Genomic DNA, 25,076 nt, shown 5'->3' on the forward strand with positions numbered 1-25,076 from the left:
CATCCTATCTATAAAGCCAGATCTTGATTAAAGAAAACAGCTGTTCTAAGTTTACCGGCTTGCTGATATAATCCGATGCACCCGCTTGGATGCATTTTTCTCTGTCATTTTTCATCGCCTTCGCTGTCAAGGCGATTATCGGCAGGTTGGCGTACTCAGGAATTTGGCGAATGCTTTGTAATGCTTCGTATCCATCCATCTCAGGCATCATGATATCCATGAGAAGCAGGTCAATTCCAGGGTTTTTTTGTAAAATTTCTATGCCCTCCCTGCCGTTTTCGGCAAACAGAGTCTGCATATTACGATTTTCAAGGGCTGTGGTCAGGGCAAACACGTTCCGCATGTCATCATCCACAACTAGTATTTTCTTGCCTTCTAAGCGCGTGTTACCGTTCTCTACTCTTAGATTTTCATCGGCCACCTGTACGACGGTTGAAATGGCTCTGTTAGATTCAGCCACGGGGGAAGGCCACTCCTCCAGAGCTACTGCTGCTTCGGTGCAGGTTAGTTCGGAAAAATCGTTTTCAGCGTACTGGCCGGGCAGATATAGGGTAAACTTACTCCCCCTACCTTCGATGCTGTCAATCTCAATAAACCCTCCCAGCAACCTAGCAATTTTCTGACTGATGGTCAGTCCTAAACCTGTGCCCCCGTATTTCCTTGCAGTTGTCCCATTCGCCTGCTGGAAGGCCTCAAAGATCATTTTCTGCTTATCTTTAGGGATTCCAATGCCCGTGTCGGTCACCGAAAAAGCCAAGACCCACTCCACATTCATGAATAGGTCATTTTTTGTAACAATGTGATCTTCCGTCCTCCAGACTCGCAGAGTGACACTTCCATGATCCGTAAATTTAAAAGCATTAGATAATAAATTTTTTAAAATTTGCTGTAACCGATATTCGTCTATACAAATGGTCTGAGGCAGACCTGCATCCATTTGAACTATAAACTCCAGTTTCTTTTGGCTTGCTGCGGGAAGAAAGAATCGTTCGACATAGTTCTTGATTGCGGCCAATTCAATAACTGTCGGGTTTATAGATAACTTGCCGGCTTCTACCTTGGAAAGGTCCAAGATGTCATTAATCAGAGTCAACAGTTCATTTCCTGAAGAATAAATAGTTTTTACATACTCCACTTGACTCGCCGTTAGGTTATCTTCCTGGTTCTCGGCTAGCGTTTGAGAAAGAATCAGCAAGCTGTTTAGCGGCGTTCTCAACTCGTGCGACATATTAGATAGAAACTCTGTTTTATATTCAGAGCTTTCTTCAAGAGCAGCTTTCATGTTTTCCAGTTCCGTTGCCCTCTTTTCAGAGTATTTATACTGCTCCTCCAGCTTCTCATTAAAGGTTTTAAGCTCCTCCTGCTGGAGTTGAAGTTCCTCAGATTGAGACTGAAGTTCTTCAGTCAAGACCTGTGATTCTTTCAGCAGTGTTCCAATCTTCATGTGAGCTTCCACCCGATTTATGGTAACCCCTATGTCCTTTGAAATCTGTTGCAGAAGCTCCTGCTGGAGAGGGTTAAACGTTTGAAGGGATGCAAGTTCCATGATCGCCACTACCTGTTCCTCAAACGCCACAGGAAGTATGACAATGCTTTTTGGTGATGTCTCGCCTAAACCAGAGGAAACCTTAATATAATCTCCAGGAACCCGGTCCAGCATTATCATCCTGTTTTCCAAAGCGCTCTGCCCCACCAGCCCTTCCCCCGGAAGGAAAGCCCCCCCTGCGCTTTCCTGCGAACTACCTGCATAAGAGGCGAACTTATTAAAACACTGCTTGTCCCCGTTTCCCTCTCTAATATAAAAAACCGCATAACTTGCTTCGACCATGGGGGGGATTTTAGTGATCAAAAGGTGAGTCAGAGTTTTTAAGTCCTGAACTCCCTGGCATAAAGCGGTAACGTCGGAACTCCTAGATTTCAACCAGTTTTGTCCCTCTATTTCTTCAATGAATTCTTTCTCTTGAGCGGCATGCCCCTCTAGGGACAGTACCATCTCATTAAAGGATGTGGCTATTTCCGCAACCTCATCATGTGAATAGATATCGATGCGCGGTAAATTAATATGCTCCTTAATCAGCGAAACACGATTCATAACATCAGTGACTTTGCGAATATCTCTCGTAACTCTCTGTGTGATCCAGACAGTTATCCCCGCACCAACAAACAAGGTTAATACTAGAGAAATGAATAAGAACTTGAGTGCTTGGTTATAGGCAGAGACGGCTGATTTCTGTACTTCGTCCATGGCCTGACCATCAATGTCCTTTAACTGCTTTATTAATTTTAATATCTGGGCGCGTGTTTCAGCTCCCTCAACTATCGCTTGAATAGCCTCCGTTTTCTTGCCTGCAGAAGCTAAGGTAATGCATTTTTCTTGCATATCGGTATAATCATCGTTTATTGTTTTCAGCTGCCGAAGCACATTTCTGGTGTTTTCTACTTCTGCGATGCTCTCGCGGGAATCAAGTGCCGACTCTAGCTCACTCCTGGATGTACGAATTGAATTAATAGTCTGCAAAAAATCCTGCTTTTCCAAGTCCAGTGAAACAAGGTCCCTATAAAACCTGCTGATATTGTTGATTTCATCTTGCACAGTGTTAGTTAATTTGATTTTTTGATTACGCACCTGTTGGGTCTCTTCAGCATGCCTGTTTGAGACATCTAAATTATGAATCGATACTCCAAAAAGTACAGTCATTATAGCCAAAATAGTTGCATATCCGAGAAAGAGTTTCGTCTTGAGCCTCATACTACGCTTTCCTTTCAATTAAATTTAAATCTAGTCGAAAGAGCTCACAGTGGACTCGATAAAAATAGCTCTACGTCACAATGTAATGATTCAACATTTAAAGTCCAATCCCCTTTGATAAATATGTTGATTAATGTCATAATTTAGAAAACATTGCCTTAAAACGCAAACCTCTTTTGACTATCGGAAATAACCCAAGCAATACCTCTCCGGTACTGTCCAAAGAGATTTTTGGGTTATTGTGTATCTCATTGGTATCATCGATTTCAGCACACTGTCACTCAGTATGGTCAAAAAACGCTATTCAATCAAAGGCACTAAGGAGAATATGACCTTGAGTATCAACATCCCCTCTCAGGATATGGTCGTAAAAACTGATTTTATTGGAATTATATCCGGCGCAAATCACGATAAATCTAAAGTTTTCGAGAGTTTTTACGGGGAACTAAAAGGTGCTCCAATGATTAAAGATGCACCAATAAGTATGGAATGTAACGTCGTGAACAGTATTGACATACCGAAACATGAGGTATTCTTTGTTCAACCAGTAAACACATATTGCAATGAAATATTGACAAACAACAAGATAGATTTGGCCAAAGTTAAACCTATACTTTTCGATATGCCTAGCGGGAAGTATTGGCAGCTAGGAAAAGCATTTGCTGATTGCTGGTCAATTGGCAAGGAATATAAAAATGCCCCTTCTCTTTAAGTAGTTAGAAGCAATCTCTTGCCAATTAATATCCTTAGAAAATAATCGAGGGATGCCGATTCGGCATCCCTTTTAGTACATATTATCTTGATCGATGTGCTTAGAACAACCCCGCAATTACACCATTCTCATCAATATCCATGTTCATTGCTGCAGGACGTTTCGGCAAGCCCGGCATAGTCATAATTGCACCAGTAATTGCTACCAAAAAACCAGCTCCTGCAGAAAGACGAATTTCTCGTACTGTGATTGTAAAATCAGTTGGGCGACCTAACCGAGCAGCGTCATCTGAGAGTGAGTACTGTGTTTTTGCCATACAGACAGGCAAATTACCATAACCCATCTCAACATATTTCTTTATAGAAGCTTGAGCTGCTTTATCGAAATTAACACCATCAGCACCATAAATTTCTTTAGCTATTTTCTCGATCTTCTCCTCTATAGATAACTCCAATTCATAGAGAACTTTGAAGTGAGATTGCTTGTGTTCTAACACTGAGAGGATTGTCTCAGCAAGTTCTTTACCACCTTCCCCACCTCGTGTAAACACTTCCGAAAGTGCTACTTCAGCACCTAACTCCTGACATTTCTTGCGTACAAACTCTAATTCGGCCTCAGTATCCGTGGGGAATCGATTAATTGCTACAACCGCAGGAACCTGGAATTTAGCCATATTTTCAATGTGTTTCTCTAGATTAACAATACCTCGCGCTAAAGCTTCTAAATCTTCATGGCCTAATTGATCTTTAGCTACCCCGCCGTTCATCTTCAAGGCCCGAATCGTGGCCACAATGACAACAGCCTCAGGTTTCAGTCCACCGAAGCGGCACTTCAGATCAAAGAACTTTTCTGCTCCAAGGTCAGCACCAAAGCCAGCCTCGGTCACTAGGTAATCTGCCAGCTTAAGACCCATCTTCGTAGCCATGATACTGTTACAGCCATGAGCAATGTTGGCAAACGGTCCACCGTGGATAAAGACTGGTGTATTTTCCAAGGTTTGTACAAGATTAGGCTTGATGGCGTCTTTCATCAGAAGTGCCATTGCTCCTTCGGCTCCTAAATCATGAGCTGTTACAGGTTTTCCATCATAAGTATAGGCCACGACAATCTTACCAAAACGTGCTTTAAGATCCATCAGATCACTTGCTAAACAGAGGATCGCCATAACTTCAGAAGCAACGGTGATATCATAACCACTTTCGCGAGGAACTCCTTCCATACGACCACCTAAACCCATCACAATTTTACGTAAGGCACGATCATTCATATCTACAACACGGCGAAATACAACTTGGCGTGGATCAATGTTTAAAGGATTCCCCTGTTGAATACTGTTATCCAACATCGCTGCTAAGAGACTATGAGCCGAAGTGATAGCATGGAAATCTCCTGTAAAGTGCAGATTAATATCTTCCATGGGCACAACTTGAGCATATCCACCTCCAGCGGCTCCACCTTTGACCCCGAAGCAAGGCCCCAGGGATGGTTCTCGGATCGCTATCATAGCATTTTTGCCCATTTTGGAGAGAGCTTGTCCTAATCCCACAGTTGTTGTGGTTTTACCCTCTCCTGCAGGCGTTGGATTAATAGCAGTGACTAAGATGAGCTTACCATCGGGCTTATCTTTTAAACGCTTCCAAACATTCAGATTAATTTTAGCTTTGTATTTACCATAGGACTCGATCTCATCTTCTTGCAAATCTAGGTTTTTAGCAATCTCTAGGATTGGTTTCATTACTGCTGCCTGGGCAATTTCGATATCACTTTTCATGTTAATTTCTCCTCTTCTGTTTTATTTAGACTAGTAAATACCTCTAAGATAAATATGAATATACCTGTATATACATCTATTTCTAATAGTATATTACCAATATTCAATTATTTTGTCAATTCCATTTTAGTGCTCCTATCAGAAATCTTCGAACTTACTCCCATGATCATTACACAACTTAAACCCATTAAAACACCATCTAAAATTAAGGGGGTTCCCCAGCTTCCTGTACTATCTCGTATGGCACCGGAAACTACCGGCGACAAAACCGCACCAATTTCAGACACAAGGTTTAGCATTCCAAACGCCGCTCCACGCAAATGAACAGGCGCAATTTCTGAAGTAAGGGCGTGGGCTACAGCTTGGAGAGCAAAGAAGATTAAACCAGAAACAAAGAGGATGGTTGATTGCATAACCATATCTTTTCTTCCGGACATGACATAGGCTGCAAAAACAAAGATAAATACAGTTAGAAGTGCTTCCATTGCGATTAATACGTTACGACGACCATTGGTTTTATGGGCTACCATGTCAGAAATTTTTCCACCTAACGGAAAACCGATTACCCCAGCTATAGCGTTAAACGAAATAACCAGTAGGGCCGACGCTAGAGTACCGCCACCAAAATCTTTGATAACAGCGCCCCCCCAAAAGCCATAAAACCAGAGATGCCACAACACTGCAATATATGAGACATAAATTAATAAAAGATTTTTGTCCTTCAATATCGGGCTAACTTCATTTCCCTTCTTGATAAAAATAAAAGCGATAAGTATAAAAGCTAAACACGTTAAGATAACAGCGATCATTACATCGCTTAAATGCAAGGCGTTTGTTATAAAATAGACAGCCATAATAGCTATTAAAAATACAATAGAATATCGAAATAAATTCGAAAGCGCCTTTCCGAAATTATCCACGGCATTTCCTTCTTGTGTTTTCAAAGCCTGGCGTATAAAGAATGCGACGATGATCGTGATGGTCCCTAGGGTAAGAAAAGGCGCTTTCCAAGCATTCACACCCATTAAAGGTTCTGCCCATTCAATTAGATAGACTGTTCCCACCAAAGCGGCTGACAAACCCACAGTAAGTCCGCCCATTACTACACCCATACCTAAACCAAGCTTATTAGGAGGAGTTACTTGGGCAACCAAGGAACGGTCATTCGAATATAGAACCCCCTCACCAAGTCCAGTAAAGACCCGCAAAGCTATAAAAGCCACTAAGCCACCCGTTAATCCCGTTAATAGAGTGGTAATACCTGCCCAAAAGACACTGATGACAATGACAGTCCTGTAACCAAATTTGTCTCCAAAATACCCTCCCGGAAATTGAGTAAGCATATATCCTGCAAAAAATAAGCTCCCAAGTAATCCGCCAAGAGCATGAGGGTTACTGGCAGCTTGCAAAAAGCCAACCTTATTGCTAATCATCCACGTAACAACTGGACCCGTTAATGTTCGATCAGCATACGAAACTACCCAACCAATGAAGAGCATTACCCAAATCGTATGATACCTTTGCCACCCTTTCACCTTCTGCTCTGTCATTCAAGCATCTCCTTTACATGAGCATCTTTTGTGATCAGCAAGAAAGTAGTTAAATTATTTATTTTGGATTATTTCATCTACAGTTTTAACTTTTACTAAATCAGCAAGTTGCTTTGCAATGGAGACAATTTCATCAGTCGTAGCTGCCATCTCTTCAGTTGCTGCCGCTTGGTTCTCCGACGAAAGGCTTGTCCTTTTGATCTTTTCACTGATCAACTCAATCGCCTTCTTAATTTCCAAAAGCGATTCTGCCGCCTTTTCTGCCGACTCCTTACTATCGCTTGAGAGTTTACCCATTTCTTTAGCTACGACACTGAATCCTCTACCTGCCTCTCCCGCTCTTGCAGCTTCTATCGATGCATTTAAGGCAAGGAGGTTTGAATGTTTTGAGATATTCTTAATATCCTCGATTATGCTGTCGATGTCCTTAATTTTATCTTCTGTCTGTGCACTAAATTCGTCAATTTCTTTAATAAAAGTCGATAGTTGCTGTGAACTCGAAGCAACTTCCTCTATACCAGCGTTTAATTGTTCCATGGAGGAGAAGAGTTCTGAAGTACTGTTTTCGATTACAGCCTCTTTTTCGATGCTCTTAGAAACCGATACTATGGCAACAACTTCTCCATTTTCATCAAAGACTGGTGTAAGAAGACCTTTAGCAGGAACTCCGAAGAATCTTGTGGGAACAATCGACTCTAATTGTGCTTTTGTTTTCTTAACATGGTTGTAATTATCCATGACTTTTATTCGATCCCCAACTTTTGCAGGCATTTTGAGTTGCCCTGGCGCATAAGCTGCGATAATCTCTTGTCTAAGATCAAATACAATGACGGTAATATCGTCTTGCATAACTTCATTCAAACTTGGCATTATCTCAATAAATTTTTGGAGATATTTTTCTTCCATTAGCTTCAAATCCTATCCATCATATTAGCCGCCCCTGCAGGGTGTATCGAATAGGAGAGATGAGCTCAATCATCTCTCTTATTCGAGTTTTAATTAGGCACTTATTGTTTGTCAAACAACGCTCCAAAGATATATGGAGATGAACGAGCAACTAATCAAACCTGTTGGGCTTTTCTTGCAGCTATCTCTTTTTGCATTTTCGTAAGGTTCTGTGGTGTGATCTTATAAAGGAAGATAATAAACAGCAACCCTATTAGCATAATGACTGCAGGAACTAATGCAATTCCATTTTTTATACCATTTGCCAGTTCTATGGAAGGATTCATATTCGCAACATATCCTGCTCCTGCAAGTACTGCAGTGATTACAACACTTCTTACAAGGATAGCCGCCTTAATGGGAAAACTGATCAAAGACATAATAAAACCTCTTGCATTCTTTCCTGTTTTCCATTCGCCATAATCTACAGTAGCTGAATACATTGCAACACCTAAGGCATCGGGCATTCCATATCCCAAATAGGCAATGAACATTATTACCATGAACGAAATGTAACTCATTGGCAATGCCCACACGGCCAACAGCCCGATTATAAATATTAGAAGGGACAAAATATACGTATTTCGTTCTCCGATCTTTTTGGCAATCGGATTTGTAATCGCAGCCCCAAAGAAACATACAACGTTAAGCCCGGTCATAAAAATCGTAATAACGGCTAGGTTATTTACAACATATTTGAAGTAATAGAAAGCCAGTCCAAAGATAACAAACCTTCCTAAATATCTTCCTAGTTCACCTAACATCAAACCAATAAGAGGCGGATTTACTATGATCTGTTTCAGCATATCACCAATAGACATCTTATCCTCTGTTTTACCGGATGATACGGCAGTTCCGTGAAAAGCATAGTCTTTGGTCATGAAGAACAAGGCGTAATATGCAGCAATCATAACAGCGCCTGTGATTACAACAGTAAGCGTATACCCCATTGCCGTGCCTTTGCCAAGCGTCAAAATCAGCGGCATGCCAATCAGGGAAAAACCAATGGCACCAAGTGAATTAAACATCCCCCTGTTTGAGGCCATGGCAATTCGTTCTTCTCTAACCGTTGTCATTGAGGAGTTCAAGGCGATATGTCCACCGTAAAAAATGTTCCAAATTAAATGACTCACGAGAAATCCAATTATAATGATAATTGCATTAATTGCCGGGGAACCAATTTTAGAAAATTGCAGGATAAAGAACAATGCAGCAAAAGGAGGTCCCACAAGTAACCATGAACGGTATTTTCCCCATCTCATATTGCTCTTTTCCAATATGACTCCTGAAGTAGGAACCCACAGGATATCAAAAACACTTGTAACCATTAATACAATTCCGACTAAAGCCATTGGTAGCTTTGCAAAATCCGTTAAAAACGCTGCGAAATAAAATACTTCCATGTTTACAAATAATTGAAATCCAAACGATGGTAACCCATAAAGATTAATAATCGACTTCTTTAATCTCTTTTCCATCATCATAATCTCTCCTCCCAAAAAATAATTTCTTTCTTCTTGCAGCTAGCAAATTATTTCCCTTTTTGTCACTTCAGTTCTTTTAATTAACTCTCGTATCCGCCGTGTAGTTGGAATTTAAACTAAAGAATATTCGGAAATTTTTCTGGTTAAAGACGGGCAACCTCTGTCCCCGATTTAGCAATCCATTTTGCATATATGCATAGTGCTTCCCCTCGAGATCCAGCGTTGCCCTATTAACTACAATACTTTTAAAAAAAGACTACAATAATAAATCCATAATAAAGGTGAACATAAGGTCTTCATATCTTTCGATCTTAGGCGCGATTGCTTGGGTAGGCTTACCTTCTAATTCCGGGTGTTGTGCTAAATATTCTTCCCAAGTCTCATAATATTTCGAATCCATCTTATCTTCTCCTCCTAGCATTAGTAGGTTCCGTTTTCATGAACATACTCCAAGACAGCTCTGAGATTTTCCACGACCGGGCCACTTGCTTCTAAATTTATAATACTCTTGTCCGCTTGCCACCAATACCTTCCACCAGGAGCAAGAATGTCTAATAATTCTTTCGCTTTGTCAACACATTGCTGCTTTGTCCCCGTTTGCAGCAATGTAATAGGATAGAACCCAGAAACAATATGCTTCTTGCCAAGCTTTTCCTTAACAAGTTTCGGGTCGCCGTATTCAAACCTCATAATCGTATTTTCTGGCAATTCATACAGATAATCGAGGTATCTCATCCAGTCATTTTCCACAAACAATTGGACAGTCTGACCCATTTCAGCCAATGTTTCTATCAATTTCTTAAATGTTGGCCAGTACAACGCTGCAAAATCCTTATCCCGCAAATAGGGCGCCATATGAAGTGGTATAAACGTATAGCCTAGCATCGAAGGATTTGGCAGAGTACCTTTCTTAACCATCAATGGTAACACCGCTTCACAGGCAGCTGATACCTTATCCGGATACCGTCTAACATCACCTGAAATCCCTTTGAAACTTCTCAGGAAGTCCGCCATAAAATCAAATGGAGCTTCAGTAAGAGCAGCACCCATTGTAGCGAAACCATATTTTGCATTCATTTTCGCTCTGATCGTTCCTAGGTAGGCCATATCGTCAGAATGTACTCGCATGGCTTTTGCTAAGGCCATAGCAACTTTACCAGGTTCCCCATTAAGCTCAGTGTATAGTCGAGGTAAAATAGTTTCGATAATGCAGTCATAAGGCGACGCGATAAACTGATCATATTCCTCGGCCAACAAGCCCACGACTTCTGGGTGCTGCATAAATCCACTGGAACTCATGATAATTGGTGTTGATCCCAGAAGTTGATAGTGTGAAGGAATTCTTATGGAACCACCAGGATAAGTGTCCGTTATAAAATCTTGACAAAACTTATCATAGACTGGCTCTAATTTCGTCAAATCCCATTGGCACTCGGCCAAGTCTAAACCGGCATATTGAATAGCAAAATCCTGTGTAGCCGGATTACTAATTGGCACACGTTTTGGGGTCTTTCCGCTAAATAAGTCGCGAAACATCTGATTTCGTTCATTCGTCAGAGCTACGACGTCGGTCATGTTATTTCACCCACCCTTGACAAGTTTTGAGACCTTCTGCAGCATTGGTCGTAAAAGCGTCTGCACCGATTTGCTTACAAGCGTCCTCATTGACAGGATTCCCACCAATAATTATTTTTACGCTATCTCTTAGGCCTGCTTCGTTTAGTGCCTTGACGGTGCTTTTCATGGAATCAATAGCAAGAGTCAGAACCCCACTCATCCCAATGATTTGTGGTTTAACTTCTTTCGCTTTCTCGACAAACGCACTAGGTGATACATCAATTCCTAAGTCGTACACGTTAAAGCCTGCCGCTTCCGCCATGCTGCCAAAAATATTCTTGCCAATATCGTGTAAATCTCCCTGGACAGTACCTATAACTATAGAACCAACTTTTTGCGTAGCTACGCCACTTAACACAGGTTTTAGAATATCAATCGTTGTGGATAGTAATTCTCCGGCAAAAATCAAGTCTCCCACATAGTATTCGTTCCTCTCAAACAGATCCCCAACGATCGCCATACCTTGTTGGCAAGCAAAAACAACTTTTTGGGCATCTTCACCACTGGGATTTGTAGCTACAAAATCGTTGATCATAGTTAAAATAGTCTTTTCGTCCAGGTCTCCTACCGCTTGTGTCAGTACCTGTAAATCGATCATAACCAAACCTCCTCAAATTAGTTGGATAATTTATTAGTTCTGAATATACTACCATCTAGCTGTATATACATGGTTAATTAAAAAATAGTTCTGCTCGCTCTGCCAATTAAGCATCCACTTTTTCGGGGCCAATCTTGTTTTTACGATAGGCATTCAAGTAATTTCTGCAAAGGCGATCCTTCCCTAGCAACGCGTCGGTTATATACAATGTCGTTATCATATCCCGATTACATGGATCTAAGATTGCAGAATCCATTCCCGCGTCGATTGCTAAGGTCAAGAAATGCTGATTAATCACTTTTCTTAAAGGCATCCCAAAGGATATATTGCTCAAACCAGAAGTTACCTTAATGGTTGGGTATAGGTTTTTAACTTCTTTTAATGTTTGAACGAAGTTTATCAGAGATTGATTATCAGCAGATAGCGCCATGACTAAAGGATCCAGATGGATTCTATCTGGAGTTATAGCATGACTTAAGGCTTTTTCAACCAAGACTTTTGTTATCTCAACCCTTGTTTGAATATCTTTTGGGATACCTCTATTGTCGCACGTTAGGGCTATAACCTCCCATTTTGTTCCTTGAATTATTGGATAAATTATCTCACATTTTCCTCCTTCTTCAGATACGGAGTTGATTAAGCCAGGCCGTTTGGCACGCGAAAAGACTTTCTCGATAACCAGTGGATTGGGACTGTCGATACATAAAGGTGTATCCACTGCGTCCTGTATAATGTCCATTAACCATAATAAAGTATCTACTTCAACATCTGGCGCAGTGCTTGCACATACATCTAGATAATCGGCACCTGCTTCTGCCTGCCTTATTGCAAGTCTTCGAATAAATTCCTCATCCTTTTCCTCGATGGCTTTTTTAACACTTGGTATGGTTCCATTTATTTTCTCGCCAATAATAATCATCTAAGTAAGTTCCCCTCCCTTTTTCCCTGGCTATTCTTGTATATACATGTATTTTAAAATAATATTATCAATATTCAATTACTTTGTCAAATTATATTTTTCACTAATTCAAAACTATTAGATAAGTCTGATTTGTCACTCGAGAATGCATACGAGAACCCGCAAGCGAAACAAAAGAACCATACCCAGCATTCCGATACAACTACAAATACAAATGCTGAAACTTAAGAACTTGAGACTTTTCAAGGCACTGGTCTGTATATTTCCCTAAAAGAGAGGGCTATTCACCTATGAAGTAGGTAAATAGCCCTCAAAATCAAATCATGAAATTTTTCAGAAAACCAGGCTCTAACACAAGCTGTCATTAAACAGCTCTTCTCAAAAATTATTCACTATAACCCTGCAATTTAATGTAGTCTCCCCGATAGTAAGTTACACCTATGCCTATCGGCTTGTTCTCATTGTTGTAAAGTTTTTGCTCAACAACTAGTAAGGCAAGCTCATCGTAAATATTCAAATATCGTTTAATCTCTTCGTTAGGCATCTGAGCACTAATACTTATTTTTTTCTTTAATGCAAAAATGGGCATGCTATTCGATACCATTTCCTGGAATGTAGCCTGTTCAATTTCCTTTTCTACAATAGGCATCCCCTTGCTATAAAGCAGATATTTATTATCATACGCCACTGGAGCGCCATCTGTATAGAATAACCTGCGAATCATAATAACATGCTTGTTTCTAGTAGTCTGCAACTCATCTGCTAACTTTTCGTCAGGCATAATAATATTCACTTCTAACAGTCTTGCTTTATCAACACTGTTAATAGGGTTATTCATCTCATCGTAGAGTAAGGTGTATTTATTGACTTCTGGTTTCTGAACGTAACTTCCTTTACCAGGAACAGAAAAGATATATCCTTCATTTACCAAAATCGCCAGACCTTTTCTGACAGTCATTCGACTCACGCCATATTCTTTACAAAGTGCTGCCTCTGGCGGAACCGTGTCACCTGGTTTTAACTCAGCACTATTTACCTTTTGCTTTATATCTTCAACGATTTTGATATAAACCGGATTAGCCATTACCCTTCTACTCCTTGTCCATAACCTACATTCATCCATTCCTTACACACTTTAGCTCCTTCAGAAGCATCTGTGGCAAAGCTATCTGCCCCAATATATCTGAACGTAGCTTGGGTGAGATGGTTTGCGCCAATAATAATCTTTACTTGATCTCTCAGACATGCTTCTATCAAAGCATTAACTACTTCTTTCATTTCTTCTACTGTACTGGTTAATACACCGCTAAGTGCCACGATATCTGGTTTATGCTTCTCTACATTTTTCACAAAGATTTCTCTTGGCACATCTACTCCAAGATCAATCACATCGAAGCCATATGCCTCTAACATATGCCTGAAAATATCTTTTCCAATGTCATGAATATCTCCTTTTACTGTTCCTATAACGGTTTTTCCAGTTTTTTTATCATAAGTTCCATGGAAAAAAGCCGTCATTTTTTCCAGTTCCAAAACTTGTCTAAAAATCAGGCCCGCCATAATTAAGTCAGCTATATAATAGTCTTTACTATCATAAAGTTTTCCTACCCGTTTCATTCCTTCGTTCATTAAATCTAACAGGTATATGGGGTCCATTCCTTCAACTAACGCTTCATTGGCCAATATAAGTGTATTCTCTTCGTCTAGCTGCTCTACAAACCTAATTAAAGATTCGTCCATTTTGTTGAAATCGTTCATTTTCTCCACCACCAAACCTATATTTAGAGTTTACAGACATTATATTGTCCCTTTTAAGGGTCTATCCTGTTAATTTAGCAGAATAAAATTTCCTTTAGAAAGTAATTAATAACAATATATACAGGTATACATTTTATATTATATTCTGAAAATACATTTGTCAAACATAAATGCCTGTTTCACACCCGCACTATACACATATCCTAGGCGCCTTATAAAAATAACAAACGCACGATTTCGTAATTCTCGTACGTTTGTTATTAAAAGTTGGTTTAAGACGTCACTTTAACTAAATCTGTTTTCTCACTACCACGCATATAGGAAATTACTGCTCCCATCAGACTCATGATAAACGAAATCATAAAAGCAGTTCTTAACCCTGCCACAAACTGAGCTACTGCAATTCCTTGAGATCCTACCTGAGTACCTGAAAAAAGCCCTTGTAAAGCTTCCGGTGTTATGCTTGAAGAAATGATCGCCATTGATAGCGCCATACTTATGACACTTCCTGCGTTATTCATCATTGTTCTAATACCGCCTGCTATCCCTCGTCTTTGGGGCGAGACGGCGCCCATGATGGCACTTGTATTCGGAGAGAAGAACATCCCTGAACCTAGTCCAGAAATAAACATCCAGATTGCCAATTCGGTTATTGATGTGGTCGCTTTAATTTCCATCATTCCGATAAGTCCCAAAGCTGATATTAAGAGTCCAACAGAACTTAACATCCTTGAGCCATAACGGTCGGACAATCTTCCGCTGATCGGGGCCATTATCATCATTGATAAGGCGAAAGGAGTCAAAAGTATGCCTGCCACAACGGGATCAAGACCTTTTATGCCCTGGAAATAGAAAACAAGCAAAAAAGTTACGGCCCCACGAGCTATCCCGTTGAGCAGATTACTAGTGTAAGCAAAAGCAAGTATTCTGTTTTTAAAAAGACTTAGGTCAAGCATTGGGTGCTCTATGCTGCTTTCAATCTTGATAAATGTAATCATAAAAACAACTGCCAAGGCAAACAACACAAGAGTGGATAGATTTAACCATCCCTTAAACCCTCCTAATGTTAGAGCTACCAATAAGGTAAGCATACCAATTGTAAACGATAAGGTTCCTAGCCAATCGAATTTCTGTTTTTGAGGGAGTATCTCCAATTCTTTGAGCTGCCTCCATGCCCATATTGTTCCAAATATCCCAATAGGGAGATTGATGTAGAATATCCATCTCCAGCCGATTAAAACAAAGGCTCCTCCAAGAATTGGACCGATAACGGAACCAACACTGATAATCATTCCGTTGATTCCTAAGGCTTTGCCAAGTTCTCCTTTGGGAAAGGCGTCGGCAACAATAGGAGTACTAATTGCTAAGAGCAATGCCCCTCCAATTGACTGAACGAATCTAAACAAGATAAGCTGCCAGGCCGTTTCAGAAAATCCACATAAAACAGAGCCTATTGTAAATATCATAAACCCACTTACAAAAAGTTTCTTTCGCCCAATCATATCCGCAATCCTACCAATTGAGGGAACTAAAATTGTAATAGCTAACATGTAGATCATTACTGTCCAGATGATAGCATTCATACTTGCATGTAATTCCCTCATAATGTCCGGAAGAGCAATAATTAATGTGCTGCTGCTCAATACCGATAACAGAGCTCCTAGCGATGTACACGAAAGGGCTACCCATTTGTATTCAATATTTTTCATTTTCCGCTCTCCTCATTTTCTATTTTAAAATGATACGTATTTTCTGCCATCCTCTGTAGAATTTGTTCAACCCTAAAACTCTCATCTTCGGAGAGACCAGAAGTTATAACGTTTTCCCAATCTTTAGCAGCGGCTTGGATCGCGGGAATGACCTCTAACGCTTTTGGAGTCAAGGAAATCTTATAAGCTCGTTTATCCCTCAAGTCAGGGTTTCTTACAAGATAGCCCTCCTCTTCTAGTTTTTTTATTGCCTTTGCCGTGGTTCCTTTATCTATCTTTAAATGATTCGATAATTCCTCTTGACTGATTTCACCTTTTCGAAATAACGTCATCAAATAAACATACTGCCCACTTCCTATGTTTAAATATTCTAGCCTTTTGGCAATGTAGGATTGTCCGTAACGATAAAGTATAGAAATACAACGCACAACTGAACTCTCATTACTTTTCAAAACCACTTCATCCTCCCAAGTAAAATAAGCAAAAGCAGAAAAACGATAGGGTTGTAAAAATCAACTGCAATTTAGTTGCGTATGCAACTTATTTATTGTAATTCATTTTAGTTGCATACGCAACTATTCTTGTAATTACTTTAATGTGTTATACCTGTAAAATTACTTTTTCTAAGCAACAAAAAGTTTTTAAATACTTTTGTTTGTGACTGACTTTTGCTTCTTCACTCTCAAGAGAGAGTTCCTATTATATGAACAGTATTTCACAAGTTAATCTTTCGGAAAAATTATCCATTTTCAAATATTTAAAGCCATTTATATTAATAACATAAAATATTACAATAATAGGTACTTCTGCTTTTAACAGAAATTTATTGGTTACTGAAGTGTACAGATAATTACTAATTAATAATTTCAACATCAAAAATATAGACCTAACTCGGGATACTTATCTGAAAAGTATATTACGTAACAGGCCATTTTTTAACCTTCAAGTCAATCATATTCATAGAGTTAGGGCTGTGGAGTAGATTTAAGCTGAAAACCTAAGTCTCAATGGCACCATGAGCAATGTTGTCTGTTTCGTTATAGATATAATAGGAGGTTCTCAATAACGATACATTTTGTGCTTCTCTTTGTAAGACATAATTAAGCGTAAGCGAGCATTCTTCTTGGTTCCTGTTCCATCCTCGAGATTATGAAAAGTAACATAGTAATAAAGAAATACAAAATCCGCATTATTACGACAAATGAACTTAAAACTAATAAAATTAACCATAACAGAAAATGAGTATGAGTATATCGATATGCTATAGACACAGTATTCTCACAATGCTAACCTTTACTTGTGATCATCAATATATACGAGAAGAAAGGAAGTGAACAAGAATGGTAATGGGTTTCATCTCTATCATCGTAATGGTTGCTGTTTTTGGAATTGTTTTTGTTGATTACATGCAGCAAAAACAACATAGAGGAGGACGAGGACATGTTTGAACTTTTTAGTACCTCAGAGCTATCAATTAAAGAAAACTTGGCTGGCGCCCACGAAGACACTGTCTTCGCACGGGTTAAACCTTCTTGCAGCACTGTCTTCGCACGAATTACCCTTCTTGCAGCCTTAGTGCAGGCGGCTGCCTAGTTGCCCTTATGCTACAGAAAGTATGTAACGAAGTTATACTTTCTGATAAGTAAAAAAAAGCAGCCTCTAAAGGCCGCTAAGAAGGTATATCAAAGGTATTATATCACAAATTCGTAATAACGTGGTCCTATAACTTTACCCGCCAGAGCACTATATCATGAAAAAGGCCTGGCGATGATTACAGGATTATCATCTACTTTAAGGCATAAGGCCTCACTTCGCGTTGAAGCATTTTAAACTACCGACTATGTATTTCGGGAAAAAAGCCTCGAAGTAAGCTGATCGCCGCCGGAGGTTGATCTCTTGGCTGTTGCGATTTGGATGAAAGGTGGGATTCGTGTGTCTAGCTTCGCAATCAGTAAATATATACCGATACTCGAAACTATTCGAAACTACAAAAAGGAAAACATTAGGAAAGACATTATTGCTGCCTTAACGGTGACCGTCGTAGGTATACCACAGTACATGGCTTATGCATTGATCGCAGGCGTTAGCCCGGTTTATGGTCTATATACAGGTATCGTAGCAGCCATCATCGGCTCAGCTTTTGGTTGCTCGAATCAACTGATTACCGGTCCAACCAATGCCATATGTTTACTCACAGCGAGTGCCATGATTCGATATATGGGACTTCCCAATGCCTATCAAATGCTCTTTCTAATGACGTTCCTCGTGGGAGTCTTACAAATAATTTATGGAGTCATTAAACTGGGTAAGGTGATAGATTTCGTGTCCCATACTGTATTGGTAGGTTTTACTGCTGGAGCGGGTGTGTTAATCGCTCTTGGACAAGTAAATACATTACTCGGTATGTCTATCAAAGGTTCATCCGGCATGTCAACCATGGAAAAAATGTATTACATTATAACCCATATAAGTCAAACCAACTACTATTCCCTTGGCCTAGGACTAATGACGATGGTGATAATTGTAATTTGCAAAAAGATCAGTAAAAATTTGCCCGGTGCTTTAATCGGTATCACCGTTCCAATCTTCTTTATCATAATGTTTGCTTTAGATAAGAAGGGTGTCAAACTCACAGGTACTATTCCTTCCGCCTTGCCCCCTTTTCAGATGGTCCAATTCAGTCTTACTTCTTTGAGAGATATGCTCAGCGGAGCCTTTGCAATTTCCATTATCGGACTGGTAGAAGCCATATCGATATCCAAAGCCATTTCTACTAATACACGCCAAAAAATCGATTCTAATCAGGAATTTATCGGACAGGGTATAGCAAATGTAGTGGCTTCTTTCTTTCAGTGTTTTCCTTCATCCGGTTCCTTCTCGCGTTCTGCTATCAACTACATCAACGGAGCAACCAGCAGATTCTCCGGAATCCTGTCAGGTGTGTTTGTTGCCCTCGTCCTTCTCTTCTTTGCCCCCTATGCAAAATATATTCCCAGTCCATGCCTTGCTGGAGTCCTCATCGTTACTGGCTACGGTTTGATCGACAAAAAGGAAATCAAGAAGGTAGTCAAAGCGGGCGTATTATCATCGGACTCCATTGCCATGTGGGTAACATGTGTTCTAGTCATTGTCCTTCTTAATCTTGATTATGCGATATACGCAGGAATTGCTCTCTCCATTGTCTTATACCTGAAAGATACCAACAAAGCACCGATCAAACTTCTAATCCCATCACAAGGAAAAGATTCTCAAATTATTGAACAAGAAATTGACTCGCTCAAAGAACAGGTGGATGTCTTAATCATCCAATTAGAAGGAAATCTTTACTTTGGCGCGGCAACAGACCTGGGCGACAGACTGGACAATTTAGTCAATAAATCCAAAGTGTTCATCTTAAGAATGAAGTATGTTACGACAATTGATTTAACATCAATCAGTACTTTGAAAGTTTTTATTCGTAATGTTAGGGAAGCTGGTGGAATTCTGATCATCAGCGGTGTAAAATCAGACCTTGACGTAATGCTTAAGAAGTCGAATATTGATTCTGATATCGGCATCGACAATATCTTCATGTCAGAGAATGAGGTTTTTGCTTCTTCCACTAACGCTTTAGAGAGAGCAAGAGCTGCTCTAAAATGTGGAGTTGGCGATACTGCAAAAAAATCGGCGGCGTGTACGATAATCGATTCTGTCTCGCCAGCTGCAAACACTGGTTCTTTCTAGAATGATATTATTCTTCTGTCCATCCTGCGACCAATAAGAGGTAAACACAGCCAAGTATCACACCAAAAGGTGTGATACTTGGCTGTGTCTAAACGTATCAGATTTCAGTTCGCCCTATATGTTATCATATATCTCACGGATTATTATAGATTTGAAGTTGTGGCTAAAGCACTATTTTTCCTTGTATGACTTTGATGTGTCCGGCTAAGTAAACTTTGCCCTTGCTCAGCAAGCTTTGACTTCATCGTTGCCGCCTGCTCTTCTGTGATTTTTCCGGCTTGAACCGCCTGATCAATGTTCGCTGCCAAAGCAGCTTGAACATCCTGAGCTAGTTTAGTCTTATCCACATCTTGGGCCGTAGCAATGTCATTGATGCTTTTACCAGCTTTTAAATCAGACATCAGCGTTTCCGTTGAGATATTTAAATCCTGAGCTACAACATTCATCACAGAACTCATGGAAGCGCCGAACTCTGCTCCTCTGTTGACTTTAGCTTGCTGTGTTCGGCTAAGTAAATTCTGAACTTGTTCGGTAACCTTCGACTTCATAGTTGTAGCTTGCTCTTCTGTTAGTTTACCCGATTGAACCGCTTGCTCAATGTTTGCTGTCAGAGCATCTTGAACATCCTGAGCCAGTTTAGCCTTATCAACACCTTGAGCAGTTGCGATGTCGTTGATGCTTTTACCAGCGTTTAAATCAGTTATTAGAGTTTCCGTTGAGATATTATTCAAATCTTGAGCTAGAATATTCATCACAGAACCCATAGAACCAAGAAAGCCTGCTCCCCCCGCTTTCTTGTTGATGTGACTGAAAGCAATCCCTGATTTTTGGGTTAATTGACCTAAACCAAGATCCGGCATAGCACTGGCGATACCTACTGAGGCCAGTAGAGCGGTAGTTGAAATGACACTGATTAACACTATCTTCTTAGACCACATACATACCAATACTCCTTTCATTTTGGATCGTGTACCATATTTATCTAACGACATACTTATCTTAGGCATATATTGTGATAGATATAAGGTGTAATTCTATAGATCTTGTCAAGAAGTTCTTTAGATATCTAATGGCGTGTAAACAGATCTATCTTGGTAAATATTGAGATACTAGAAAGCTTAAAAAGGAGCAATCTAATGAACATAAGGGGGTGAATGTGAATATGTTGAGATCATTTATAAAATTATTCGATAAAGTACAAAAAATTGGAACGATGAAAGATTCTATTACTACAGGGCTTCTTGGAGGTTTAATAGGCACTGTTTCTATGGATTTGTCTAATATGGTGCTTTATAAGATTAAGAAATCTGAAGTAACCTATGGACATATAGCTGGCCAATTTTTTGTTTCTCCTTTTAGAACTAAGCAAAGAAAAAACTTTATTTTGGGTGAACTATTGCATTTGGCCGTTGGTTCAGTTTCCGGAATTCCATTACTCTATATACTTAAGAAAACCGGCAAAGACCACTACCTGAGTAAAGGACTTGTAGCATCTATGCTAACTTGGGGAATTTTATATACTGGTGGGCAAAAAGTTGGTTTATTTAAAAGGCTGCGTTTGACCAAGACTCATTGTTCTTCAGTCTGGAACAATACTATTTACGGTTTGTCAGCGGCGAAAGCTCTGGTTATGTTGGCAGACCCCACTATATTCGCATCATCTTCTAATAAAATTAATAATGATGTCTCTATACAAGCAAAATATGATGCCGCTTCCTCAGATATGGTCGGCGCATGTAATGAGTATGAGTTCGATCAATCACTACCACGTTATGTGGGCTATCATTAGACTTCCTATTATCTTTTTGGGGACATTATAACACTCTTAGCACAAAAGCGAACCTAGAAAACTAGGTTCGCTTTTGGACTATAAAGGGTCGCATTAGAATAATATTATTCCAACCACCGCTGTAGCAGCTATGAACGTGAAAGTACCTACTTTGACCTTCTTCTGGTTTAATACATAATATCCGACCCCTATTACAAAAATTGCTTTTAGCATCGTCAAAGATATCAGGGTATTGCTTACTTGATATAAGGGTTTTATACCAATAATATAGGCAGCACTGATGAGCAGACCAAGCACAGCCGGTCTTACTCCAATCAAAAGAGCATTTACATACTTATTCGTTTTAAACTGAGTATAGAATTTGGTAATGATAACAGAAGCAGTAAATGAAGGAATACAAAGGGCTATGGTAGCAATTACTGCACCAAGTATACCTGCTACCTTGAAGCCAATATAAGATGATGAATCTACAGCAAATGGCCCGGGTACTACCTGTGCAATAGCGATAACTTTGATATAGTCAGCCAATGACACCCAGTTATGGGATACCATTTCTGTCTCGAAAAATGGAATCATTGCATAGCCGCCACCAAAACTAACAGCTCCAATTTTCAGAAATACTATAAATAATTCAATTAGCTCCATTTTTTTTGCCCTCAACCCTCATAAGATATAGGTTTTTACCCAAACCTAGTCCAGCCATAAGTAGCAGAATAACCACGACGTTAACTTTGGTAAAGAGTAAAAGGGCAGTTGCCAAGAGGGCCAACACTATGTCAGAGTTATGTCTGACCGCTGTTTTCCAGGTTTTCTTAACAGAATTAAGAATCAAAGCAGTGACTCCCAACAGTATTCCTGTAAAGGCTTTATGGACTATTACATTGTCCGTAAATCCCCATATAACAGATGTCAGAAGCAGTATTAAAAAAAAGGTTGGTAGGATTGAAGAGAGGGTCGCGATCATTGCACCTAGCATACCTTTTCTTCGATAGCCAATCATGGTCGCTGAATTGACAAAAATAATCCCTGGAAGGGTTTGAGAAATAGCCATTATATCTGTCAATTCATCATTGCCAACCCATTGTTTCAGTTCGACCACCTCTTTTTGCAAGATGGCTATGACGGCATAACCTCCACCAAATGCTAAACATCCGATCTTAAAAAATGTGATAAACATCTCTAGCAATATTTTCATAGTTCCTCTCTACCCTTCTCTTCAAACGAGTTTAGAATTAGACTAATTGCCCTTTCTTCTTTTAGAAATTTATACATTCTTAATGTCTTAATTATAAAACTTTTACTAAGAAATGCAAGAGAAAATGGTATACGGTATACCATTTATAAAGAATTTATGTTAGTGTTTCCTGTCTTGACCTACGATCTTCTCCCTGTGATTTAATTTTATAATGCCTTATGGCAAAAAGCCTGATCAAATTCCAGACTTGCAAAAATGAGTTGCAGAAAAAGTGTTGTTATTGTTATCTGAGAAGACAAAAATTTAGGTATTATAGGTATTAGTGGAAATGGGAAATAGATAATTGTGGGAAAATGCCTTGAAGTTTCTCTCTAAAATTTGGTATAAATATTGACAAATTGTTCCTATGAAATACAATAATATTGCAAGTAAGTTTTCTTTCAGTTTATAACCCTTCAAGCAAGAAACCACTGAACTAATTGGGCTTCTGGTTGATTCTACAATAATAAAGGGAGGTAAACATTATGCCAGATTTCGGCAATCCATTTTCCGGGCTTGCAAAAGATCGCAAACTGACCGAACAAGAATTAATTAGGGCCATTAGATTCATGATTTCCGCAGAATATGAAGCTATCCAATTATATATGCAGTTAGCGGAATCAACGGACAACAAATTAGCAATTGAAGTATTAACGGATATTGCTGATGAAGAAAAGGTCCACGCAGGAGAGTTTCTAAGACTATTAAAAGAGTTGGCTCCTGACGAAGAGAAATTTTACATAGAAGGTGCTCAGGAAGTTGAAGAAGAGATCCAGGCATTGAAGAACAAATAAGTTTCCCCTGATATATTGACCCTTGACCAACCAACTCAATATCTGATTATATTGTAATAACTAATGACTTACATCTCACAAAAAGGGAAGCGACTAGTTGAGTATAGAGCAAACTCAATTAGCCTCGTCCCTTTTTTAATTACTACACTTTAAAATTACTACTTAGGTCTTTTAATCTCTGGGCCATTACATTCAAACTACCAACTGAACCGGCAACCTCTTGCACCGAAGCAGCTTGCTCCTGAGTAGCTGCTGCGATGTTTTGCGCACTACTTGATACTTGTACAGCATTTTCTTCAGCTTCAATCATTTTACGTACGATCTCTTCACTTTCGACGGCTAATTGTTTAGTTTCTGTTGTAATATATTTAGCCTTGTCTGTAACATTCAATGCCGCTTGCTGAATTTCCGCAAAGGACTGTCCGGTATTTCGCACAAGCTCTGCTCCTTCAGCAATCGCACTAGCCTCATTTAGAATCGATTTCGTAACACTTTCTGTTCCTTTCTGTATTTCAAAGACGATCGTTTTAATTTCATTTGCTGCTTCGGTGGCACCTTCAGCTAGTTTTCTTACTTCATCAGCAACTACAGAAAACTCTCTGCCATTCTCACCTGCTCTTGCAGCCTCAATTGCTGCATTCAATGCTAGTAAATTTGTCTGTGAAGCTATTGCTGTTATAACTTCGGTTATTTGTCCAACCTTTTGTGAATTTTGATCAAGGTAAACTACTTCCTTCTCCATATTCTTTGATTGATTTAAAATAGTGTTCATTTGGGTTACCGCAGATTCTATTTCCTTAACACCTGATTCAGCAGACTGAGCTGTTTGAATAGCTAGTTCATAGACCCTCAAGGAATTTCCAGATATCTCTTGGATACCCTCAGTCATTCTTTGTACCGAATCGGCTGTTAGTTTTGTGTTTGTTTGGACATTTTCCACCATCGTGGCAACTTCTTGTACCCCTCTGGTTATTTCCTCACTTGCTTTGGCTAGGTAGTCAATATTAGTGGAAAACATGCTGGTTGAGTTGGCTAATTCTTCGGCACTATCGTTTGTCCCTTGGACATAAACTCTTAGACCACCAATCATGCCGTTATAAGCTTTTATCATTTCTCCTATTTCACCTTTTGAATCGACTTTATGTTCGTGGCTAAAATCTCCTGCTGTAACTTCAGTTAAGAGGTCTGACGTAATAACAATTGGTTTAATTATTAGGCCTGCTGCAATCAAACCTATTACAATTGCTAATAATACACTAACGATAAGGATTACTATCGATACTTTTAATAAGTCATTTCTTGCTGCCAGGCTAGCATTTGCTGTAATTGTAACGGCGAGCTGACCAATTTCTTTATTGTTAATGTCTTTTAAAGGTGTATAACTCGTTAAGTAGGATACACCACTCTCAACATTTTGCACTACAGAACCATTTATTCCCTTACTAGCAAATAGTTTATTTGTGGTTAAAGTTTCTCCCGCTCTTGGTAGCACGGATATGTCCGCCCCTGTTAGCTGTTTAACGGTTCCAATTTGGTCAGTAGTAAGGTATTTACCAAACACTATAAATCCTGCCTTTTCACCCGTGCCATTGTTACCAAGCACTTGCGCTACCCCTACAAAGGCTAATCCCTTTTGTGCCTGATAGACACCAGATAATATCTTCTCACCAGCGATGACTCGTTTAAGTAATGGTTGTTTACTCAAGTCGCCAGAGTATTTCTCT

The 25,076-nt window shown here is 39.5% G+C and carries 22 protein-coding genes; 5 read left to right on the plus strand and 17 right to left on the minus strand.

The window, feature by feature from the left end:
* Nucleotides 1-4 precede the first annotated feature (4 nt).
* On the minus strand, nucleotides 5-2,749 hold the full coding sequence (locus DOT_RS05945; protein WP_009615489.1) for a response regulator: 2,745 nt from the start codon (nucleotides 2,747-2,749) through the stop codon (nucleotides 5-7).
* A 286-nt stretch (nucleotides 2,750-3,035) separates the two neighbouring features.
* On the opposite strand from DOT_RS05945, the gene DOT_RS05950 reads away from it, so the two are divergent.
* A complete protein-coding gene (locus tag DOT_RS05950) occupies nucleotides 3,036-3,461 on the plus strand; it encodes a flavin reductase family protein (protein ID WP_157998420.1) in 426 nt (141 codons plus the stop codon).
* Between the two features lie 100 nt (nucleotides 3,462-3,561).
* Here the strand turns inward: DOT_RS05950 and DOT_RS05955 are convergent, their stop codons facing one another.
* From DOT_RS05955 to DOT_RS06005, 12 genes are all read right to left on the minus strand, one after another.
* Nucleotides 3,562-5,232, minus strand: a complete 1,671-nt coding sequence (locus DOT_RS05955; RefSeq protein ID WP_009615498.1) for a formate--tetrahydrofolate ligase — start codon at nucleotides 5,230-5,232, stop codon at nucleotides 3,562-3,564.
* Between the two features lie 107 nt (nucleotides 5,233-5,339).
* Complete coding sequence (locus DOT_RS05960) at nucleotides 5,340-6,782, minus strand: MFS transporter (protein WP_009615501.1); 1,443 nt, start codon at nucleotides 6,780-6,782, stop codon at nucleotides 5,340-5,342.
* A gap of 54 nt (nucleotides 6,783-6,836) precedes the next feature.
* On the minus strand, nucleotides 6,837-7,688 hold the full coding sequence (locus tag DOT_RS05965) for a methyl-accepting chemotaxis protein (RefSeq protein WP_009615503.1): 852 nt from the start codon (nucleotides 7,686-7,688) through the stop codon (nucleotides 6,837-6,839).
* 155 nt (nucleotides 7,689-7,843) lie between these two features.
* Nucleotides 7,844-9,205 (minus strand): glycoside-pentoside-hexuronide (GPH):cation symporter, encoded by a 1,362-nt coding sequence (locus tag DOT_RS05970; RefSeq protein ID WP_009615505.1) that lies wholly within the window; start codon nucleotides 9,203-9,205, stop codon nucleotides 7,844-7,846.
* 262 nt (nucleotides 9,206-9,467) lie between these two features.
* Nucleotides 9,468-9,611, minus strand: a complete 144-nt coding sequence (locus DOT_RS30975) for a hypothetical protein (RefSeq protein ID WP_009615507.1) — start codon at nucleotides 9,609-9,611, stop codon at nucleotides 9,468-9,470.
* 20 nt (nucleotides 9,612-9,631) lie between these two features.
* Nucleotides 9,632-10,786 (minus strand): uroporphyrinogen decarboxylase family protein, encoded by a 1,155-nt coding sequence (locus DOT_RS05975; RefSeq protein WP_009615509.1) that lies wholly within the window; start codon nucleotides 10,784-10,786, stop codon nucleotides 9,632-9,634.
* A 1-nt stretch (nucleotide 10,787) separates the two neighbouring features.
* Nucleotides 10,788-11,426, minus strand: coding sequence for a cobalamin-dependent protein (locus tag DOT_RS05980; protein ID WP_009615511.1), 639 nt, complete (start codon nucleotides 11,424-11,426; stop codon nucleotides 10,788-10,790).
* A 106-nt stretch (nucleotides 11,427-11,532) separates the two neighbouring features.
* Nucleotides 11,533-12,345 carry a methyltetrahydrofolate cobalamin methyltransferase gene (locus DOT_RS05985; RefSeq protein WP_009615513.1) on the minus strand — a complete coding sequence of 271 codons (813 nt, stop codon included), beginning with the start codon at nucleotides 12,343-12,345 and terminating at the stop codon, nucleotides 11,533-11,535.
* Nucleotides 12,346-12,730: 385 nt separating this feature from the next.
* Nucleotides 12,731-13,429 (minus strand): GntR family transcriptional regulator, encoded by a 699-nt coding sequence (locus DOT_RS05990; protein ID WP_009615515.1) that lies wholly within the window; start codon nucleotides 13,427-13,429, stop codon nucleotides 12,731-12,733.
* Entirely contained in the window at nucleotides 13,429-14,103 is a 675-nt protein-coding gene (locus DOT_RS05995; protein WP_040411376.1) for a cobalamin-dependent protein, read from the minus strand. The genes DOT_RS05990 and DOT_RS05995 overlap by 1 nt, the downstream gene beginning before the upstream one ends.
* Nucleotides 14,104-14,375: 272 nt before the next feature.
* Nucleotides 14,376-15,812 carry an MFS transporter gene (locus DOT_RS06000; RefSeq protein WP_009615519.1) on the minus strand — a complete coding sequence of 479 codons (1,437 nt, stop codon included), beginning with the start codon at nucleotides 15,810-15,812 and terminating at the stop codon, nucleotides 14,376-14,378.
* On the minus strand, nucleotides 15,809-16,264 hold the full coding sequence (locus tag DOT_RS06005; protein WP_040411380.1) for a MarR family transcriptional regulator: 456 nt from the start codon (nucleotides 16,262-16,264) through the stop codon (nucleotides 15,809-15,811). The genes DOT_RS06000 and DOT_RS06005 overlap by 4 nt, the downstream gene beginning before the upstream one ends.
* Before the next feature lie 988 nt (nucleotides 16,265-17,252).
* Between DOT_RS06005 and DOT_RS30980 the strand changes: the two genes are divergently transcribed.
* Entirely contained in the window at nucleotides 17,253-17,405 is a 153-nt protein-coding gene (locus DOT_RS30980) for a hypothetical protein (RefSeq protein ID WP_009615523.1), read from the plus strand.
* 303 nt (nucleotides 17,406-17,708) lie between these two features.
* Nucleotides 17,709-19,535 carry a SulP family inorganic anion transporter gene (locus DOT_RS06010; RefSeq protein ID WP_009615525.1) on the plus strand — a complete coding sequence of 609 codons (1,827 nt, stop codon included), beginning with the start codon at nucleotides 17,709-17,711 and terminating at the stop codon, nucleotides 19,533-19,535.
* Nucleotides 19,536-19,678: 143 nt separating this feature from the next.
* On the opposite strand, the gene DOT_RS06015 is transcribed toward DOT_RS06010, so the two are convergent.
* Nucleotides 19,679-20,494 carry a hypothetical protein gene (locus tag DOT_RS06015; protein WP_207637032.1) on the minus strand — a complete coding sequence of 272 codons (816 nt, stop codon included), beginning with the start codon at nucleotides 20,492-20,494 and terminating at the stop codon, nucleotides 19,679-19,681.
* A 203-nt stretch (nucleotides 20,495-20,697) separates the two neighbouring features.
* On the opposite strand from DOT_RS06015, the gene DOT_RS06020 reads away from it, so the two are divergent.
* On the plus strand, nucleotides 20,698-21,324 hold the full coding sequence (locus DOT_RS06020; protein ID WP_009615530.1) for a hypothetical protein: 627 nt from the start codon (nucleotides 20,698-20,700) through the stop codon (nucleotides 21,322-21,324).
* A gap of 93 nt (nucleotides 21,325-21,417) precedes the next feature.
* Here the strand turns inward: DOT_RS06020 and DOT_RS06025 are convergent, their stop codons facing one another.
* Nucleotides 21,418-21,969: a chromate transporter gene (locus tag DOT_RS06025; protein ID WP_009615532.1), complete on the minus strand. Its 552-nt coding sequence runs from the start codon at nucleotides 21,967-21,969 to the stop codon at nucleotides 21,418-21,420.
* A complete protein-coding gene (locus DOT_RS06030) occupies nucleotides 21,956-22,501 on the minus strand; it encodes a chromate transporter (protein WP_242833778.1) in 546 nt (181 codons plus the stop codon). The genes DOT_RS06025 and DOT_RS06030 overlap by 14 nt, the downstream gene beginning before the upstream one ends.
* A gap of 542 nt (nucleotides 22,502-23,043) precedes the next feature.
* Between DOT_RS06030 and DOT_RS06035 the strand changes: the two genes are divergently transcribed.
* Nucleotides 23,044-23,352, plus strand: coding sequence for a ferritin family protein (locus DOT_RS06035; RefSeq protein ID WP_009615536.1), 309 nt, complete (start codon nucleotides 23,044-23,046; stop codon nucleotides 23,350-23,352).
* A gap of 142 nt (nucleotides 23,353-23,494) precedes the next feature.
* Here DOT_RS06035 and DOT_RS06040 read toward each other — a convergent pair.
* The coding region (locus tag DOT_RS06040; protein WP_009615541.1) for a methyl-accepting chemotaxis protein at nucleotides 23,495-25,076 on the minus strand (1,582 nt) is incomplete at its 5' end.

It is taken from the genome of Desulfosporosinus sp. OT (assembly GCF_000224515.1).
GTDB lineage: Bacteria > Bacillota > Desulfitobacteriia > Desulfitobacteriales > Desulfitobacteriaceae > Desulfosporosinus.

What these genes read in the sequence shown, in the direction of transcription:
- DOT_RS05955 (WP_009615498.1), bottom strand. Translation starts at nt 5,232, where the DNA reads ATGAAAAGTGATATCGAAATTGCCCAGGCAGCAGTAATGAAACCAATC.
- DOT_RS06015 (WP_207637032.1), bottom strand. Translation starts at nt 20,494, where the DNA reads ATGAAAGGAGTATTGGTATGTATGTGGTCTAAGAAGATAGTGTTAATC.
- DOT_RS05995 (WP_040411376.1), bottom strand. Translation starts at nt 14,103, where the DNA reads ATGAACGATTTCAACAAAATGGACGAATCTTTAATTAGGTTTGTAGAG.
- DOT_RS06000 (WP_009615519.1), bottom strand. Translation starts at nt 15,812, where the DNA reads ATGAAAAATATTGAATACAAATGGGTAGCCCTTTCGTGTACATCGCTA.
- DOT_RS05970 (WP_009615505.1), bottom strand. Translation starts at nt 9,205, where the DNA reads ATGGAAAAGAGATTAAAGAAGTCGATTATTAATCTTTATGGGTTACCA.
- DOT_RS05960 (WP_009615501.1), bottom strand. Translation starts at nt 6,782, where the DNA reads ATGACAGAGCAGAAGGTGAAAGGGTGGCAAAGGTATCATACGATTTGG.
- DOT_RS06020 (WP_009615530.1), top strand. Translation starts at nt 20,698, where the DNA reads ATGTTGAGATCATTTATAAAATTATTCGATAAAGTACAAAAAATTGGA.
- DOT_RS05950 (WP_157998420.1), top strand. Translation starts at nt 3,036, where the DNA reads ATGGTCAAAAAACGCTATTCAATCAAAGGCACTAAGGAGAATATGACC.
- DOT_RS05975 (WP_009615509.1), bottom strand. Translation starts at nt 10,786, where the DNA reads ATGACCGACGTCGTAGCTCTGACGAATGAACGAAATCAGATGTTTCGC.
- DOT_RS30975 (WP_009615507.1), bottom strand. Translation starts at nt 9,611, where the DNA reads ATGGATTCGAAATATTATGAGACTTGGGAAGAATATTTAGCACAACAC.
- DOT_RS06035 (WP_009615536.1), top strand. Translation starts at nt 23,044, where the DNA reads ATGCCAGATTTCGGCAATCCATTTTCCGGGCTTGCAAAAGATCGCAAA.
- DOT_RS05985 (WP_009615513.1), bottom strand. Translation starts at nt 12,345, where the DNA reads ATGATTATTATTGGCGAGAAAATAAATGGAACCATACCAAGTGTTAAA.
- DOT_RS05945 (WP_009615489.1), bottom strand. Translation starts at nt 2,749, where the DNA reads ATGAGGCTCAAGACGAAACTCTTTCTCGGATATGCAACTATTTTGGCT.
- DOT_RS05990 (WP_009615515.1), bottom strand. Translation starts at nt 13,429, where the DNA reads ATGGCTAATCCGGTTTATATCAAAATCGTTGAAGATATAAAGCAAAAG.
- DOT_RS06025 (WP_009615532.1), bottom strand. Translation starts at nt 21,969, where the DNA reads ATGGAGCTAATTGAATTATTTATAGTATTTCTGAAAATTGGAGCTGTT.
- DOT_RS30980 (WP_009615523.1), top strand. Translation starts at nt 17,253, where the DNA reads ATGTTTGAACTTTTTAGTACCTCAGAGCTATCAATTAAAGAAAACTTG.
- DOT_RS06030 (WP_242833778.1), bottom strand. Translation starts at nt 22,501, where the DNA reads ATGTTTATCACATTTTTTAAGATCGGATGTTTAGCATTTGGTGGAGGT.
- DOT_RS05980 (WP_009615511.1), bottom strand. Translation starts at nt 11,426, where the DNA reads ATGATCGATTTACAGGTACTGACACAAGCGGTAGGAGACCTGGACGAA.
- DOT_RS05965 (WP_009615503.1), bottom strand. Translation starts at nt 7,688, where the DNA reads ATGGAAGAAAAATATCTCCAAAAATTTATTGAGATAATGCCAAGTTTG.